General features: G+C 64.6%; 15 protein-coding genes. 10 read left to right on the forward strand and 5 right to left on the reverse strand.

Annotated features, from left to right (window positions below; genetic code table 11):
- Window positions 1–165: 165 nt before the first annotated feature.
- The 4 genes from DVO78_RS08115 (at window position 166) to DVO78_RS08130 (ending at window position 6,327) form a co-directional block, all read left to right on the forward strand.
- Window positions 166–1,845 (forward strand): hypothetical protein, encoded by a 1,680-nt coding sequence (locus tag DVO78_RS08115; RefSeq protein WP_120004314.1) that lies wholly within the window; start codon window positions 166–168, stop codon window positions 1,843–1,845.
- Between the two features lie 26 nt (window positions 1,846–1,871).
- Window positions 1,872–3,854: a tetratricopeptide repeat protein gene (locus DVO78_RS08120; protein WP_157983944.1), complete on the forward strand. Its 1,983-nt coding sequence runs from the start codon at window positions 1,872–1,874 to the stop codon at window positions 3,852–3,854.
- 162 nt (window positions 3,855–4,016) lie between these two features.
- A complete protein-coding gene (locus DVO78_RS08125) occupies window positions 4,017–5,534 on the forward strand; it encodes a hypothetical protein (RefSeq protein WP_157983945.1) in 1,518 nt (505 codons plus the stop codon).
- Between the two features lie 40 nt (window positions 5,535–5,574).
- The gene (locus DVO78_RS08130; protein WP_157983946.1) at window positions 5,575–6,327 is read left to right on the forward strand and encodes a histidine phosphatase family protein; all 753 of its coding nucleotides are present in this window, start codon (window positions 5,575–5,577) and stop codon (window positions 6,325–6,327) included.
- Between the two features lies 1 nt (window position 6,328).
- Here the strand turns inward: DVO78_RS08130 and DVO78_RS08135 are convergent, their stop codons facing one another.
- Window positions 6,329–6,886 (reverse strand): adenylyltransferase/cytidyltransferase family protein, encoded by a 558-nt coding sequence (locus tag DVO78_RS08135; protein ID WP_120004318.1) that lies wholly within the window; start codon window positions 6,884–6,886, stop codon window positions 6,329–6,331.
- 33 nt (window positions 6,887–6,919) lie between these two features.
- Complete coding sequence (locus tag DVO78_RS08140; protein WP_120004319.1) at window positions 6,920–7,399, reverse strand: adenylyltransferase/cytidyltransferase family protein; 480 nt, start codon at window positions 7,397–7,399, stop codon at window positions 6,920–6,922.
- A gap of 180 nt (window positions 7,400–7,579) precedes the next feature.
- On the opposite strand from DVO78_RS08140, the gene DVO78_RS08145 reads away from it, so the two are divergent.
- Together DVO78_RS08145 and DVO78_RS08150 are read left to right on the forward strand one after the other, a co-directional pair.
- Window positions 7,580–8,656 (forward strand): LCP family protein, encoded by a 1,077-nt coding sequence (locus tag DVO78_RS08145; protein WP_157983947.1) that lies wholly within the window; start codon window positions 7,580–7,582, stop codon window positions 8,654–8,656.
- 85 nt (window positions 8,657–8,741) lie between these two features.
- Complete coding sequence (locus DVO78_RS08150) at window positions 8,742–10,166, forward strand: variant leucine-rich repeat-containing protein (RefSeq protein ID WP_120004321.1); 1,425 nt, start codon at window positions 8,742–8,744, stop codon at window positions 10,164–10,166.
- A gap of 188 nt (window positions 10,167–10,354) precedes the next feature.
- On the opposite strand, the gene DVO78_RS08155 is transcribed toward DVO78_RS08150, so the two are convergent.
- A complete protein-coding gene (locus tag DVO78_RS08155; RefSeq protein ID WP_120004322.1) occupies window positions 10,355–11,476 on the reverse strand; it encodes a CDP-glycerol glycerophosphotransferase family protein in 1,122 nt (373 codons plus the stop codon).
- 159 nt (window positions 11,477–11,635) lie between these two features.
- Here DVO78_RS08155 and DVO78_RS08160 point away from each other — a divergent pair, with 159 nt between their 5' ends.
- From DVO78_RS08160 to DVO78_RS08175, 4 genes are all read left to right on the forward strand, one after another.
- Window positions 11,636–12,934 (forward strand): M16 family metallopeptidase, encoded by a 1,299-nt coding sequence (locus DVO78_RS08160; protein ID WP_120004323.1) that lies wholly within the window; start codon window positions 11,636–11,638, stop codon window positions 12,932–12,934.
- Between the two features lie 29 nt (window positions 12,935–12,963).
- Window positions 12,964–13,236, forward strand: a complete 273-nt coding sequence (locus DVO78_RS17525) for a hypothetical protein (protein ID WP_157983948.1) — start codon at window positions 12,964–12,966, stop codon at window positions 13,234–13,236.
- Window positions 13,172–13,633: a PIN domain-containing protein gene (locus DVO78_RS08170; RefSeq protein WP_120004325.1), complete on the forward strand. Its 462-nt coding sequence runs from the start codon at window positions 13,172–13,174 to the stop codon at window positions 13,631–13,633. The genes DVO78_RS17525 and DVO78_RS08170 overlap by 65 nt, the downstream gene beginning before the upstream one ends.
- 66 nt (window positions 13,634–13,699) lie before the next feature.
- Complete coding sequence (locus DVO78_RS08175) at window positions 13,700–14,206, forward strand: MogA/MoaB family molybdenum cofactor biosynthesis protein (protein WP_120004326.1); 507 nt, start codon at window positions 13,700–13,702, stop codon at window positions 14,204–14,206.
- A 162-nt stretch (window positions 14,207–14,368) separates the two neighbouring features.
- Here the strand turns inward: DVO78_RS08175 and DVO78_RS08180 are convergent, their stop codons facing one another.
- Together DVO78_RS08180 and dapB are read right to left on the reverse strand one after the other, a co-directional pair.
- The gene (locus tag DVO78_RS08180) at window positions 14,369–14,809 is read right to left on the reverse strand and encodes a hypothetical protein (RefSeq protein WP_120004327.1); all 441 of its coding nucleotides are present in this window, start codon (window positions 14,807–14,809) and stop codon (window positions 14,369–14,371) included.
- 106 nt (window positions 14,810–14,915) lie between these two features.
- The gene (gene dapB, locus DVO78_RS08185; RefSeq protein ID WP_120004328.1) at window positions 14,916–15,671 is read right to left on the reverse strand and encodes a 4-hydroxy-tetrahydrodipicolinate reductase; all 756 of its coding nucleotides are present in this window, start codon (window positions 15,669–15,671) and stop codon (window positions 14,916–14,918) included.
- Between the last annotated feature and the right edge of the window lie 128 nt (window positions 15,672–15,799).

Raw genomic sequence — 15,799 nt, forward strand, 5'->3', positions numbered from 1 at the left:
TACGCTGTGAACTCTAGGCCAGCCGAGTCCAGTCCTAACGGGGAGCGCGTGAGGGGTGTATCGCGGCGTCGTGCTCTGTCTCCACTACTATCTGCCTCCGCCGCGGCCCCGCTGCTCGGCGTCATCACCGCATCTCCGGCCTCGACCTACTCTAACCCGTCCGAAGTGCCTAATCCCTTCCAGGCCTACAGTGCCCGGGACTACGCAGACGCCATCTGGAACCTGGAGACCAGCACCTATGTGCGCAGCCACGAGCGCGAAAACAACGAGGACTGCGATGTGCTCACCTATGAGGTCATGCATCCTTTAGGGGCGGAGCCCGACCGCTCCTATGTCCACATCGCCGATGAGGACAACTGGTGGTGCTCAGGCTCCGAAGGTGACGCGCTACGCGAGGAGTTTGACGAACTCGAGGACTCTGATGAGAACTTCTACCATGGGCGCCCCTACGAGAATGTGACCCAGCGGGTGCCTTACTTCGGCACCTGGGCTGATGTGAACGGAAACGGAGTCAACTCCCGCACCGAGATTCACGCCCGTGACCTCGGGAGCAGCACCTTCAGCATCTCCGGCACCTACTGGGACCACTACTCAGGGCAGTACGTGAACATCGGCGAGACTGAGACCCACGGGGAACACATGATCCCGGTAGGCCATACCTGGCCGGAGATGCAGCACCGCAGCCGTGATGACCGGGTGGCCTACTACAACGACCACATGAACCTCACCAGCACCATCGGCGAGACCAACCGCGAGAAGAGCGGGCAGACGCCGTCTGAGTGGATGCCGGACAACGAGGATGCCCATTGCGCCTATGGAATGACCTGGACACATATCGCCAATAAGCACCGGATCTCTCTGTTCCAGCGCGACGTTGATCACCTGCGCGAGCTGCTGTGGGACTGCTTGGAGGAGGAGCTCGACGGTGCCGACGCCCTTCCGGAACAGCGCAGCTCAGACCTTGACTGGCAGACACTTCCCCCGGAGTCCTCGCCGCAGGAGGCGGAGGAAGAGCCTGGGGGCGGCCCACGGGAGCATTACACATCACGTGATTACACCGACGCCCTCTGGAATCTTGAGAACCTCGCGAGGATCCGCAGCGTGGAGCGTGAGGAGCGTGAGGAATGTGACCTCCAGACCCACACAGTTCGTCACCCGCGCACTGGGGCAGAGACTGTCTATGCCCGTATCATCTCTCCGGAGAACTCATACTGCGCAGGGGAGCAGGGCGACGACCTGCGCGCTGAGCTCGACGAACAAGCCGAAGATGATGACAGCTTCTTCCACGGGAGTCCGCTCGCCGGTCAACGCCGGGACTACTTCGGCTTTTGGGCGGCCGATGAGGGGGTCAACACGCGGCACCGCGTGCTCGCTCGGGACCTGACCGAGGTGGAATGGAACTCTGCTGAGACTGGCGTGCGTGATGGGGACTTCTACGACCCCTACACCGGTGACCACGCCGAATACAGCGCGCCCGACACAGTGCTGGACCATCTGCTGCCGGTTGAGCATGCCTGGATCGAGATGCAGCACCGGAGCGAGGACGAGCGGAAGCAGTTCTACAATGACCCCACCAACCTGCTGGCGGTGACGGCAGAGAGCCAGCAAGACAAGGGCTCCCAGGCACCCCGGAACTGGATGCCGGAGCACCAGGGGTTCCACTGCCGCTATGCGATGGCCTGGACCTCCACCGCGGTCAAGCACGGGATCTCACTCTTCGACTCAGACATCCGCGAGCTGCGTGAAACCCTCTACCGGTGTGCTGCAGAGGAGACCGCAGAGAGCGGGACAGTGGAGAGTGTACGCAGGGCAGAGCTCGACTGGGCCAGCCTCCCGCCCTACTAGGACGTAATGGTTAGACTTGCTCATCGATGCTTAAACCATTGGTGATGGGAGCTGAGGCTGCCCGGAATGCTGTGCGTGGTCTTAGAAGAATCCCCGGAGCGGATATAGCGATCGCGCGAGGAGTGGTCAACTCAGGGCGGCTGGTGACTCCGCGCATTGAGGCGAGCGTAAGCCATAAGGGAACCCCGATCGGCGGTTTCCAGGAACGTGCTGCCACGGTACTGTTCGAAGCCAACCGCGCCGGTGCCATGAAGCTGCTCGATCAGCTGGACATCCAGGGTATCGACGACGCCGCCGCCCTGGAGCGTCTGGCGCTGCGCTATATGAAGCTGCGCGAGTATGAGGCAGCCCTCACCCTGCGCAGACATGCTGTGGCCCTGGAGCCTGAGAACCCCCTGCGGTGGGTGGCGCTGGCCCGTTCGCTGCAGCGGGCTTCCTGGGGTGCGGTCTCCCATGATCCGGTGGCCGGGCTCGGTCACGGCCCCGTCTCCGAGACTGAGGCCGCGCGCGAAGCACTCGCCACAGCGCAGGAACTGGCCCCAAGCAACGCCTATGTGATCCATGAGCGGGGGAAGCTGGAGTTCGCCCGTGGTGACTGCCAGACCGGGCTGGATCTGATGAGCCAAGCTGTGCAACTGGAGCCGAAGGCGCAGTGGTGTACCGATCTGGCTGCCGCCTACCGGAAACCCCATGTGGCCGACCTTGACAAATCACTCGACGCCTACGAAAAGGCTCTGGAGCTGCGGCCTTCGAGTCCCACGGCATTCCGCGGGCTGCTTCTGATGGGCTGCCGGGCAGACCAAGACTGGGCACGGCTCTGGCGCAACGCCGAACTCTTCGAATCCGCTCGCAAACGGCGCGGACGGAGAGCACGTATGCGGCTGATGTCCCTCCTGCGACCCATGTTCGCCGCTGATACGACTGACGCTCAGGTCAGCGCCAGTCTCGTTCAGCTGAACATCACGCTGGTCAAGGGCCAGCGGCTGTCCTGGCCCACCACCAGCCTGATCATTTACCGCCTGCACTTCGCCCAACGGATGAAAGCGGGATTCGCCCTGCGGCGGCAGTTGGCCGAACGCACCATCGCCTGGCTCGGAACATCCAGTGCTGGTCACAGCAGGCACCGGCAGAAGCTGCTCTCAGCGCTCATCTATCTGGAGCGCTATCAGCAGGCGCAGCAGCTCATCGACCCCATGCCCTGGGAACCCAGCAGCGCAGCCGAGCGGCATCGCCTGGAGAAGATGGCCGCAGACGTCCATCTCCTCCGGGGCCGTACGACTCCGTTGGTCGACTATGCTCGCGCTCGCGCTGAGGAACTCCCTCTGCCAGGTGAGGAGAAGTTCCGGTCCCTGGTGGGCGGCAAACGCGTGGCACTGGTGGGACCTGCCGACACCGGTGACCGGCTTGGGGCAGCGATCGATGACTACGATGTGATCATCCGTCCTCGGCTGATGACCGAATTCACCGATGACCACATCGCCCGGCTCGGCAGCCGAACTGATATCAGTTACTTTTCCGGGAGGGACCTGACGGAGTTCATCCCAGTGGCAACCACGGCAGTCGAGCGCGGGGAACTGCAAATGGTCGTAGGCCGGGGGCTGAGCATGAGCAGCTTCAGCCATGAGAGCCCCGCCTGGCTGCGGTTCTACCGGCACGACTACTCGCTCGGCTTCCACGGCCCGCCCATGGGAATCGGACGTATCCTCTACGACGTGCTGCAGTTCGAGCCGGCTGAGATCGGCCTGTTCAACATCGACTTCTTCACCGGCCAGACGGCTTTCGGCGCCGGCTACCGCGAGGCTAAGGATTCCGGCCTGGGCCCCTACTCCATCGTCAACGAGATCATCCTCGCCCATGATCTGGTGTTCGAACACCGGCTCACCAAAGCCATCGCGGCCACTGGTGTGCTGCAGGGTCACGGTGTGGCAGGCGAGGTGCTGGCTCTGAACGAGGCGCAGTACCTGCAGAAGCTCGAAGAGTCCCCAGCACTGCGGGCCCAGGAGCGGTGATCAAGCGATGGTGATCCGATGGCAGTGAGTCTGCATGGACTGCGGTGGAAAATCGCAGCGGCTGCGGTGTTTACCCGCACGGCTCGGCGGGTGGGGAGGGCCCCCATTGCGGCCAGATTGATCAGTGCCACAGCAAACCGATTAGAGCCTGCGGACCAGGAGGTGACCGGAAGTTACCGGGGCATCGCTGCCGGTCTGCTGCGGCGAACCTTGCCTGCGGAGGAGACCGAAGAGGGCATCGTCTATGACTCGGTGGCGGGATTGGTCCGCGGAACACCTGAGCCTCCATCTGATGCCGCCGAACTCTCAGCTAGGGCAGAGCGCTCGCCCTCTGCGGGGAATCTTCTGGCCGCCGCCTCCGCGCACCGCAGGCCCTATGTCTCGGATTTGGCCGCAGCCGCTGAGTACTACGAACGAGCAGTCCGGGCCAACCCCAAGGATCTGCGCGCCGTCGAGGGCGTGCTGACCATCGGGTCACGAACGCACTTCGACTGGCCTCGCATCTGGAATGTGGTGCAGCTGCTCATTCCCCGACGCGGGCGGCTGCGTAGGGGAACGGAGCTTTGGCAGGCCATCGGCGGGATCTTTGAGCAAACGCCAAGGGACGACGCCGTAGACCGGGCTCTCAGTCAGCTCCAGGAGCACCAACACCGACTCCCGCTGCTGCATCAGCTGCTCCTGGAGGCCATCGCCGCACGGTTGCATTTCCTGGGCCAGTTCTCCGCGGGAACCCGCCTGCGCGAAGCCATGGCACACAACCGGGTGCGGGAGCTGGTCGGGATTCCTCTGGAATCGGGAATCTGGCTTAAGCACCTGCTCGGCGCCTATGCGTACCTGGAGGAGGACCACCGGTTGGAAGCAACAGCGCTTGAACCCCCGGTGGACCTCACCGATGCCAGAACCCGGATCCAGGCTGAGAAGCTGGCCGCGGACGCGGCGCTGATGGCCGGGGACGCTGAACCGCTCCGTACCCATGCCATCGAGCGCCGTGCCCAGGTCCAACTCCCAGGGGATGATCTGATGAGCGGCCTGGTGACGGGCAGGCGAGTTGCGGTGGTCGGGCCTGCCGGCGGTGATGGACTGGGGGAGCTGATCGAGTCCTATGACGTCGTCGTGCGCACCCGGCACACTCCGGCAGGAGAGAAGGAGCATGCCGGCAGCCGGACCGACATCGCCTACTACGCCGGGCGTGATCTGCTGAGGGACTACCAGGAGGTCTCCGAGACGGCAGAATCCGGAACGATCCAGCTAGCGGTGACCCGGCCTTTCTTCGTGGAAGCGCCGCTGCTCGAGCAGTGGCCCGAATGGCTGCGAGCCGCACGGTTCGAACACGGACTGTACTTCCGCGGTGCCGCCCAGGGCGTCCAACGGATCATCTACGACCTGCTGCAGTTTCATCCGGCGGAGATCGCGGTGTTCAATGCCGACTTCTACGCCGGACAGTCCCTGGCGGCTGAGGGGTACCGGGCCAGCTACTCTGCCTTCGGCCCGAACAACCAGACCAATGATGTGGTGGCCATGCACGATGTGGCCTACGAGTTCCGTTGGACCAGGCAGCTGAGCCGGTCAGGGCTGATCACTGCCCACGGCACTGCCGCCGAGGTATTGGGCCTCAGTGTTGAGCAGTATCTCCGCCGTCTGGAGGCCGGCCCGCTCGGGCAGGGTGCCGTTCAGCGATAGGCTGGTCTGCGCTCGCAGTCGCCACATCAGAGGAGAAGCATTGATTCGCGTCGTATTGGTCCGCCATGGGGAGACCGAATGGAACAAGACCCACCGGCTGCAGGGGCAGTCTGAGGTGGAGCTGGCGGCCTCAGGCATTGAACAGGCCCGCGGAGCAGGACTCTATGTGCGTGGGCAGCACCCGGTGCGCGGCTACGTCTCACCCTTGAAGCGCACTCATGCGACCTTCGCGGAGTTCGGGCTGGGGTTCCATCCGGTGGAGAAGCCGGGGCTCATCGAGCAGAGCCTAGGTGCCTGGGAAGGAATGAAGACCGCCGCTGCGAAGTCCGACCACGCCGAGCAGTACACAGCGTGGAAGAAGGGTGAGGCCACACCCCCCGACGGCGAGGCCTCTGAGGCGGTGACCGAGCGTATGGTGAGCACCTTCAGCGAGATCATCCGCAGCATGGCCGATGCCGAGCCGACCTTGTCGGTGGACACCGACTACTCGCTGCGGACCGCGGTCATCGTCTCCCACGGCACCTCCACGAAAGCCCTGCTGGAAGGGCTGGGACTCATCGAGCGGTCGAATGTGATCTCCCTGACCGCCGCGGCGATCTCGGTGGTCGATGTCCCGCTGCACGGAGGCCCGCTGAGTTCCTCTCTGCCCAAGGGCGGCGCGCAAATAGACGGCGGCCCGGAGGCCGAGACGGAGATCATCCGCAGCCTCACCGATGAGCAGATCCGCGACTACGCAAAGCTGCGCATGTACAACCTCTCACCTGAGGTGCTCCACGCCGCTCGGTTGGGCTGAATCAGTCTCGGTCCGGCGGGGGAGGGAGCGCGGTCTCAGGGTCGGTGCCGAGGGCGCGCAGCCGGGCGGTCGACGGCGGGGGAGGGGCTGCGTCATCGTGCTGGGAACCCCTCTGTCCGAACTGAGCCTGCTGCTGGTCCTGGCGCCTGTACTCGATGGCCTCGAACAGCAGGTCGCGCCTGATGTCTGAGGTGGAGGTGCCTTCAGTGCGGTCCAGGTAAACCACCTCGCAGGCCGGGCGCAGATACTCGAACCGGGGGGAGTTCTTCCAGTCCGAGCCCATGACCACCACGTCGATACCATGCTCAGTCACATCGTCGCTCTTCTGCTCCCAGGTGGCCTCCGGAATCACCAGGTCCACATACCGGAGAGACTCGAGCATCATCTTGCGCACCTCATAGGGGTGGTAGCTGGGCTGCTTGCCCGGCTTGGCCTCGTTGAACTCATCGGTGGAGAGCCCGACGACCAGATAGTCACCTAGCGCCTTGGCACGTTTCAGCAGCCGGATATGCCCCCAGTGGAGCAGATCGAATGTGCCATAGGTCAGAATCCGCTTCATGATTGGACAGTCGGCCGCCGGGCGCTGAGAGACCTAAGCGGTTCGGGGTAGGGCGGTCAACCGGGTGGTCACTGGGGCGGGCTCGTGGCCCCCGTGCCCGGGAAGGGCGACCGCGTCCGCCAGCAGGTCACGCCGAATCTGGGAAGTGGACACTCCCTCGGTGCGGGGCAGATAGATCAGCTCACAGTAGTCCCTGAGGTATTCGAATCGTGGGGAGCCTTCCCAATTTCCGCCCATCACCACCGTGTCCACGTGGTAGCGCCTAATGTCATCGACCTTCTGCTCCCAGGTGGACTCCCCGATCACCAGATCAACAAACCGGACGGCTTTGAGCATGTCGCAGCGCGTCTCGAACTGGTGGTAGGGGGCGCGACCACCTTTATGCTCCACTGCGAAGTCATCCGTGCTGGCGGCCACGATCAGATAGTCTCCCAAGGATCTGGCGCGCTTGAGCAGGCGGATGTGTCCCCAGTGAAGCAGATCGAAGGTGCCGTAGGTGAGAACCCGTTTCATCGGTGTTTCTAACCATCCCTTCGAGCGTACTGACGCCGCACGGTCACGGCATTGATTTCTTCTGGCAACTATTTCGGCATAATACCAACCCGCAGGAAAAGGGAATGTTTCAAGCGTGGGTAGAGGCTGGGTGGTACCCGGTTTTCCGGTGGCAGGGCCGCGTCCCGTACCCTGTAGCCTGTGACGCAGGACTTATTCGACCAGGCTGAAGATGTTGAGACCACACCCAGGAGCAAGCGGGGGAGGAACGTTGCCATCGGCGTGCTGTGCGGTGCCGTGGTGCTTCTGCTGGGCGCTGCTGCCGCCGCGGCCCTCTATTTGAACTCGTTGAGCGGAGCATACGAGGAAGCCGTCAACGTCATCGACGAGCAGAACACCTTCCCGGAGGCGGAGGACCGGCCGGAGCGTTCTACCCGCGAAGATGAGGAGTCCGGTGAAGAGGTCGAGGACGAGCAGCTCAACGTTCTGCTCATTGGCTCGGACTCCGGCGGCGGCTCCGGGGAGTCGGAGAACGTGCCCTGGCTGCCCAACTCCGGGCGAGCCGACACCATGATGTGGATGCACATTCCGCATGAGCGCGACTCCATCCAGCTGATGTCGATCATGCGGGATACCTGGGTGCCGATCCCCGGCCACGGCGAGGCCAAGATCAACGCCTCGCTCTCCCTGGGCGAGGGGTCAGCCTTAGCCGTGCAGACGGTGGAGAATCTGGTCGGAGTGCCGATCGACCACGTGGCCACAGTGGATATGACCGGCTTCCAGAGCCTGGTGGAGACTATGGACGGTGTCTCCGTCGACGTTCCCACATCCTTCACCTCCCGGGACGGATACCAGTTCAATGCCGGAACCCAGCACATGGACTCCACGATGGCGATGAGCTTTGTGCGCGAGCGCCGAGCCTTCAGCGACGGCGACTACACCCGGGTGGCCAACCAGCAGGCCTTCATGCGCGGTGTGCTGAACCAGGTGCTGACTCCCTCCACACTGACCAACCCGGCGCGGGTGCACGGGATGGTCTCAGACTTCGCACCGCATATGGCTGTGGACTCCCAGCTGGCCGAGGCCGGCTACATGGCGGACCTGGCATGGTCACTGCGTGATGTGCGCGGCGGCGGAATCGACATGTTCACCCTGCCGAACCAGGGCGTGGGCACTGCCGGCTCGGAATCGATCATCGTCGCCGACTTCGAGGCGTTCGAAGAAGCAGGCGAGGCCATGCGCGAAGGACGGTTCAGCGACTACGCCGCGCAGAACTGAAGCGGCTCCGGCGGCGGGGCTGGCATGAGCTCCTGGAAAGCGCGGATTCCCGCCAGGTACCCGGCTTAACGTAACCTGGATGACGATGACCGAGAATCACGATCTCGAGGCGCTGGCCTCCAATCCGCAGACTGACTGGGACGTTCTCCACTGGATCGCAGAGAACCACCCCCAGCTGCGTCCGGCTGTCGCGGCCAACCCCGGCACCTACCAGGAGCTGGTGGATGCTCTCGGTGCTTTGGGGAACCCGGAGATCGATGCCGCCATCGCAGAGCGTGAGGCAGCTGGCGGAGTCTCCGTGCATCCGGCGCCCGAGCCGGAGAACCCGATCGCTGGTCTGTGGGACACCTCCAGTTTCGCCCCGATTCAGCCGGAGGAGCACGCTCCGGCCCTGGTGCCGGATGAGCCTGGGACTGACGGGATTGACACCGGCAAGCTTGAGGCTGATGAGCGTGAAACCGATGAGCTTGAGAGCGAGGAGTTAGAGAGCGCCGGCGCGCCGCCGAGCCGGCATGAAGATGAGTACGCAGGAGCCGCATCAGCTGTCCATGAGGAGCCAGGCCCGCACCCGGTGCCCGGCGCCGAGCCAGCCGGCCCGGAGGACCGGCGCACCCTGCTGCCCGCCGATGTCGCCCCGGCACCCGCACTCGCCCCCGCGCCTGAGCAGAAGCGCCGGTGGCTTCCTGTGCTTGCCCTGTCTGCGGTCGTTCTCGGTGCCGTCGGCGTGCTCATCGGCCTGCTGATCATACTGCTGGGCGGTGACGACGACGAGGCCCCTACCGTCGGGCCACCGACTGATCCGGAGCCGACCGCCACCCCGCCGGAGGAAGACGAAGAGACCGACGAGGAGGAGCCGGAGGACGAGCAGCCACAGGTTGACGAGGAAGCCATCGTCGAGGCCCGGGCCGCTGTGACAGAGCTGAGTGAGAATTCGAGCTGTGACACCGAGGAGGACGCCGGTGTCGTCGCCTCTCTCCTCGCCGCAGCAGGGCCGCAGGAGGGCTTCCCCGGGGAAGAAGACTCATCCCTGCTGGAATCCACCTTCGAATCCCTTCAGTCAGAATGTTCCTCCACGCATGCCGCAGGCGTCTTCGAATCGGCACGCAGTGGTTCCCAGGCGCCGGAGGACGGTATGGGCGAAGCACTGACCGCAGTAGGCACCGACTGGGCTGACCGGTCGGTGAGCCTGCGCGGGGCCGAGGCCATGAGCGGCTTCTCTGCCCAGGGCGGCAATGTGGAGTGCGAGTTCAACGACGGGCTCACCTGCACGGTCTATGACACCAACCCGGAGCAGTGCGATGAGGGGGCCACCTACCGCATGACAGTCGACGGCGTGGATCTCGACTGCGATGCGCACCTGGAGCCCGGGGATCGGGAGACGCTGGCCGAGGACGACAGCGCCACCGACGGCTTCCTTGTGTGCACCGAGCTGAGCGACCGGGTCACCTGCTACAACAGCATCGAACTCTTCGGCTTCGAAATGTCGAACACCGGGAACTACAGTTACTGAGCGGCGTGTGGTCCCGCCGGCGGAGGGAGCGCCGGCAAGCGAAGCCGTGCCGGCCCTTTAGGCGTGATGGCCAGCGTCAGCTGGCCGAGAGGCGAGCGGGGTCTCCCCGCCCGCGGGAGTGCTTTAGGTGTGATGGCCGCGGCAACGCGGTTGAGAGCGTGACGGGGTTTCCCCGCCGGCGGGAGTGCTCAGTGCAGCTCCAGTGCTTCGACGATCCGGTCGGCGCAGGCGGGTGGCTCCCCAGGCAGTGCTCCGTGAGGTCCGGTCACATAGTTCAGATGCTTGGAGCGGAACCTCCGGTAGTCAGGCTCGGGGATCGACAGGGCAACATCCACCGCCTGCGCAGCCGAGTCTACGATCGGCCCGGGAACTTCTGAGGCATAGTCCAGGGCCAAGCCTCGGGCCTCGGTGTAGTCCTCTATGTCATAGGGCCAGAACACCAGCGGAATGTTCCGCAGGGTTGCCTCGTAGGTCACCGCCGAGTAGTCGGTGATCACCGCATCGGCCACCGAGAGCCAGTCCAGTACGCCGAAGTCGGTGCCGAGGATGGTCGGCCCGCCCTCCGGCAGCGGTGACTTGTCGATCGGGTGGGGGAGAAGTACCAGGGTATTGGCGGCGTCGTCGTCAGCAAAGGCGGAGGCCACCTGAGTGTAGGGGATGTGCTTGCCACGCCTGAAGGTCGGGATGTAGAGCACTGTTCTGCCACCGGCTTCCACTGTCTGCCGCAGCCGGGGGTACCTGGTAAGAATCCGTTTCCGCCGGGCAGTCATGGTCTGCTCATCCAGCAGATAGTCGACCCGTGGCATCCCCAGCGGCTGCACTCCATCAGCGGGGATCCCGAAGGCTGCGGTATAGATCGAGGCCGGGACCTGTCCGGAGGCGCAGACGAAAGTGTAGTTCTGGTGCATGCGCATGGTCGCCGCCACCCGCGGATTCGGGCCCTCACGGGTGCCCGAGGCCAGATGCCCGAACTTCTTGATGGCCCCCAGCGCGTGCCAGATCTGACCGATCCGCAGCTCCTTGCGGTGATTGAGGATGCTCACCGGGATGATGTAACCGTCCACCAGGCAGCCAGCACATGTGGCCAAGTGGTACATCTCACGGAACGCCTTGGGGATATAGGTGGCCGAGAGCTTCTTATGCTTGATCACCACGATCCGGTGATCCGGATGCTTACGGCGGATCGCCTCCTTCAGCAGGGTGAAGTCCACAGTGATCTGTTTGGGCTCGCGGGTGATCAGCACGACCTTGCGCTGCACCGGCAGCTGCTTCATCAATGCGTAGATGCCCCGAGCACAGATGACCAGCACGCCCAATGGAGTGGTCAGGATTCGCTTTTCCAGGTCCCCCAGATCCTTCCCTTGTGAATCAGCGCATGCAATACCATCGCTACCCTAACGCACACCCCTGAGAACCTGGCTGAGATCAGAGAGGCCCCGAGGCCCGAAACTCAGGTAGCGTTTTCCGGTATGCGAGTCTCCATCGGTCCCGACACAGCCGGCGTGCTCAACAGCGACACCGGCACCACCGTCACCCGCAGCGTGCTTCCCTGTGGCGTTCGAGTGCTCACCGAGCAGATGCCCGGCGTCCGCTCAGCGACCATCGGCTACTGGATCGCTGTGGGCTCCAGGCATGAGGCCGACCACCAGCACGGCTCCACCCACTTTCTGGAGCATCTGCTGTTCAAAGGCACCGCCAAACGCTCGGCCCTGGACATCGCAGCGGCCTTCGACGCCGTCGGGGGCGATTCCAACGCGCTCACCGGCAAGGAGTCCACCTGCTACTACGCACGGGTGCTGGATGCCGATCTTCCGATGGCCGTGGAGGTGCTCACCGATATGGTCACCTCCGCGGTGATCGACCCGGCGGAGCTGGAGGTCGAGCGCGGGGTGATCCTGGAGGAGCTGGCCATGGCTGAGGACGACCCCGCCGATGTGGTCCAGGAGCGTTTCGCCGAGCAGGTGCTGGACGGCCATCCGCTGGGCCGGCCCATCGGCGGGACCCCGGAGGAGATCAGTGCGGCAACCCGCGACGACGTGGTGGACCACTACCACCGCTGGTACCGCCCGGAGGAACTGGTCATCACCGCCGCCGGGGGACTGGAGCACGACGCCGTCTGTCGCCTGGTTGCCCAGGCGCTGGATGGCTCCCGCTGGGACGTCTCCGCGGCGTCGTCGCCCGCTGCGCTGCGCTCTGCGCGCCAGCAGCAGATTCCGGTGCGTTCTGGCGTGGAGCAGATCAGCAAACCGGTGGAGCAGGCCCAGGTGATTCTGGGCGGGCGCGGCCTGGCCGCCTCCGACCCGGACCGGTACGCGCTGAGCCTGCTGCACGCCATCCTCGGCGGTGGGATGTCTTCCCGGCTGTTCCAGGAGGTGCGGGAGAGGCGTGGCCTGGCCTATTCGACCTTCTCCTTCTCCGCCGGCTACACCGATGCCGGCTACTACGGACTCTATGCCGGCTGTCTGCCCTCCAAGGTGGACAAGGTCATCGGTGTGCTGGAGGAGCAGTTACAGCGCATGGCCGCCGAGCCGGTCAGCGCCGAGGAGCTCGCCCGCGCCAAAGGTCAGCTGCGCGGAGGCACGGTGCTCGGCATGGAGGAGACCTCCTCCCGGATGAACAGGCTGGGCACCGCCGAGCTGGTGCGCGGGGAGTTCGTCGACATCTCCGAGACCCTGGCCGAAGTGGATTCCGTCACCGCCGCCGATGTGCAGCGGGTGGCCTCCAGGCTGCTGACCGGCCCGCTGGCCACCACCATCGTTGCGCCCTAGAACCTGAGTGATATCGCGATATCATAGGTGTGGAGGTGGTTGCCGTGCCCGACATTCTGATCAGAGGACTGTCCAAGGAAGCAATCGAAGAGTTCACGTCCGAGGCTGAAAAGCTTGGCCTGTCGCGAAACGAATACGTGAAGCGAAGGTTGCTGAGGGAACTTCGTGCTGATGTGGTGTACGCAGAGCACCGGGTGGCTCCCCGTTGGAGCTGGGATGATCTGCGGGAACTGACCGATGACTTCAGTCACGAGGAGATCGAGGAGATGGTCGGTGGTAAAGGGCCCTACATGGATCATTGATACCTCTGCGTTCAATCGGCTGCACCGTGGGCAGGCATATCGGCCAGATTTATGGAAAGAACGAATCGATAGGGGATTGGTGTTCATTCTCTCGCCTACCCGGCTGGAGATCGGCACCCTTGCCCAGAGCGGAAAAGAACGGCGGCGACTGTTCATGATCCCGCCGTTGTCCCTATTGCCGGTGGAGTATCTGACTCCGAGGATTGAGAATCGGGCGGATGAGGTGCAGACCCAGCTTGCCGATCATGGCTGGCACCGCGCGCCCGGCCCCCACGACCTTTTGCTAGCGGCAGCAGGGGAGATCCTAGGACACACTGTGCTCCACGATGACAGAGATTTCGAGCTGATCGCCGAGGTCACCGGACAATCAGTCGAGCGTTTGGAGCTCACAGCGTAGGCTCTAAGAGAGCGAGTCGGGCCCCGGCTCAATGCGAAGCAGTGAGATGGGAAGCGAGTGAACGCCATGACTGACTATGATCCCCACGCTCGAGTGGTCGCGCCGGTGATTGTCTCCACGCGGGCAGCCACCGGTGAACGGGAGGACAAATCGGCGCCGGTCATCGCCGAGTTCGCCGGGACCATCGGCTTTGTCACTCGTCCGCCGGTCATTATCCCCGACGGCGAAGGCGTGCTGGCCGCACTGTCTGAGCTGATCGTGCAGGTTGAGCCTGCGGTGATCATCACCTCCGGCGGCACCGGGCTCACCCCGGACGACCTCACCCCCGAATACACCAAACCTATGCTGGACAAGGAGATCCCCGGCGTGATGGAGGCCATTCGTGCCCACGGCCGGAAGCTCACGCCGCTGGCCGCGATCAGCCGCGGGGTGGCCGGAGTGAAGGACTCCACGGTGATCGTCAACCTGCCCGGCTCGCCCAAAGCGGTGCGCGAAGGTATGGAAGTGCTGGTCGAGCTGCTGCCGCACCTCTGCGACCAGGTGGCCGATATCCGCGACGCCCACTGGGGGTGAGCCTCCCGCGGATGGGCGATCCCCTGGCCGCCCTCTCCCCATCGATTGGCCGAATGCGCCGCTAATTCCCCCTAAACTCGGCCGAATTATGGGCAGAATCGGCCACTCAACGCAGGGCGATCCTTCAACGCAGAATTGGCTGAGGGGAACCTGTGGGCTCAGTCAGTTTGCGCGGTGCAGATCGATGGCCTGCTTCATGGTGCGCCGGGCGCGGGGCCGGTCGCCGGCGACGTCGTAGGCATAGGCCAGCCGGTACCACACCCGCCAGTCCTCAGGCGTGGCCTCGGCCTCGGCCTTGAAGCGGGCGAACTGCTCATCGGCCTGCTCGCGGTTCGGCCGCCCAGCAGGTGAGCGCTGCACCGTATCCTCAGGGAGTCCACCCTCCTGGGACAGGATCCGGCCCAGCCGCTCAGTACGCACACCGAAGCTGATCGACTTCCACAAAAACCAGACCCCCACGGCCACCAGCACCAGGGCGCCGAGTCCCAGCGAACGGGCGACGGCGTCGTCGACCCTCAGGAACCGGATGGCCGAGGTTGCCGCACCGGTCATGATGATCGTCACCAGAACGATCATCACCCAGGTCCACACCTTGTCCTTCATGATGATCCCTTCGCGGTCGTTGGCCTCTCACGACCATAATTCTGGGGCAGAAAAGTGCTGAGTCGTGGTGACCAGGGGCCACAGTATGGCGCACAGCGGGTTGCAGTCACAGGTCCAGGTAGCCGTCCAGCCCATGGGTCAGCCCAGGGCGGGAGCCGACTGTGCGCAGCCCCAGCAGCACTCCGGGCATGAAGCTGGCGCGGTCGAAGGAGTCGTGCCGGAAGGTCAGCTGCTCACCGACTGAGCCCAGCAGCACCTCCTGATGGGCCACCAGACCGCGCAGCCGCACCGAGTGCACCCGGATGCCGGCCACCTCGGCCCCCCGGGCACCCTCGAGCTGTGTCTGCGTGGCATCGGGGGAGGGCCCGGTGCCGGCCTCACCCCGGGCGGCGGCCATCAGCTCAGCGGTGCGCACCGCCGTCCCGGAGGGGGCATCCATTTTCTCCGGGTGGTGGAGCTCGATGATCTCGGCCGACTCGAAGTACTTCGCCGCCTGCGCGGCGAAGGCGGAAGCGAGCACCGAGCCCAGTGCGAAATTCGGGGCGATCAGCACACCTGTGGCATCGTCGTGCTCTGTCAGCTTCTGCTCCAGTGCCGCCAAGCGCTGGCCGTTCCACCCGGTGGCACCGACCACCGCATGGATCCCGCGCTCCACGGCGAAGTGCACATTGACCTCCGTGGCCTCCGGCACCGTCAGATCCACTACGTGGGTGGCACCGGACTCCGTCAGGCGCGCCAAGGAGTCTCCACGGCCCAGGGCCGCCACCAGGTCCATGTCCCCGGCGGCCTCCACCGCTTTGACCGCCTCTGAACCCATCCGCCCTCCGGCGCCCAGCACCGCCACTCTGATCTCTTCAGCCATGGCCACCAGCCTACTGTGCTGTGTTGGTTCTGCGGGCGGGGAAACCCCGCCACGCTCTCGGCCGGGTTGCCGCGGCCTTCACGCCTGCAGCTGGTTCCGCGGGCGGAGTCCGGCATGCTCGTGGCCGG

It is taken from the genome of Nesterenkonia muleiensis (genome assembly GCF_003600155.1).
Taxonomy (GTDB): Bacteria; Actinomycetota; Actinomycetes; order Actinomycetales; family Micrococcaceae; genus Nesterenkonia; species Nesterenkonia muleiensis.

Coding starts and splice junctions, on each gene's coding strand:
- DVO78_RS08120 (WP_157983944.1), top strand. CDS start 1,872: ATGCTTAAACCATTGGTGATGGGAGCTGAGGCTGCCCGGAATGCTGTG.
- DVO78_RS08135 (WP_120004318.1), bottom strand. CDS start 6,886: ATGAAGCGGATTCTGACCTATGGCACATTCGATCTGCTCCACTGGGGG.
- DVO78_RS08140 (WP_120004319.1), bottom strand. CDS start 7,399: ATGAAACGGGTTCTCACCTACGGCACCTTCGATCTGCTTCACTGGGGA.
- DVO78_RS08150 (WP_120004321.1), top strand. CDS start 8,742: ATGACCGAGAATCACGATCTCGAGGCGCTGGCCTCCAATCCGCAGACT.
- DVO78_RS08160 (WP_120004323.1), top strand. CDS start 11,636: ATGCGAGTCTCCATCGGTCCCGACACAGCCGGCGTGCTCAACAGCGAC.
- DVO78_RS08170 (WP_120004325.1), top strand. CDS start 13,172: ATGACTTCAGTCACGAGGAGATCGAGGAGATGGTCGGTGGTAAAGGGC.
- DVO78_RS08175 (WP_120004326.1), top strand. CDS start 13,700: ATGACTGACTATGATCCCCACGCTCGAGTGGTCGCGCCGGTGATTGTC.
- DVO78_RS08180 (WP_120004327.1), bottom strand. CDS start 14,809: ATGAAGGACAAGGTGTGGACCTGGGTGATGATCGTTCTGGTGACGATC.
- dapB (WP_120004328.1), bottom strand. CDS start 15,671: ATGGCTGAAGAGATCAGAGTGGCGGTGCTGGGCGCCGGAGGGCGGATG.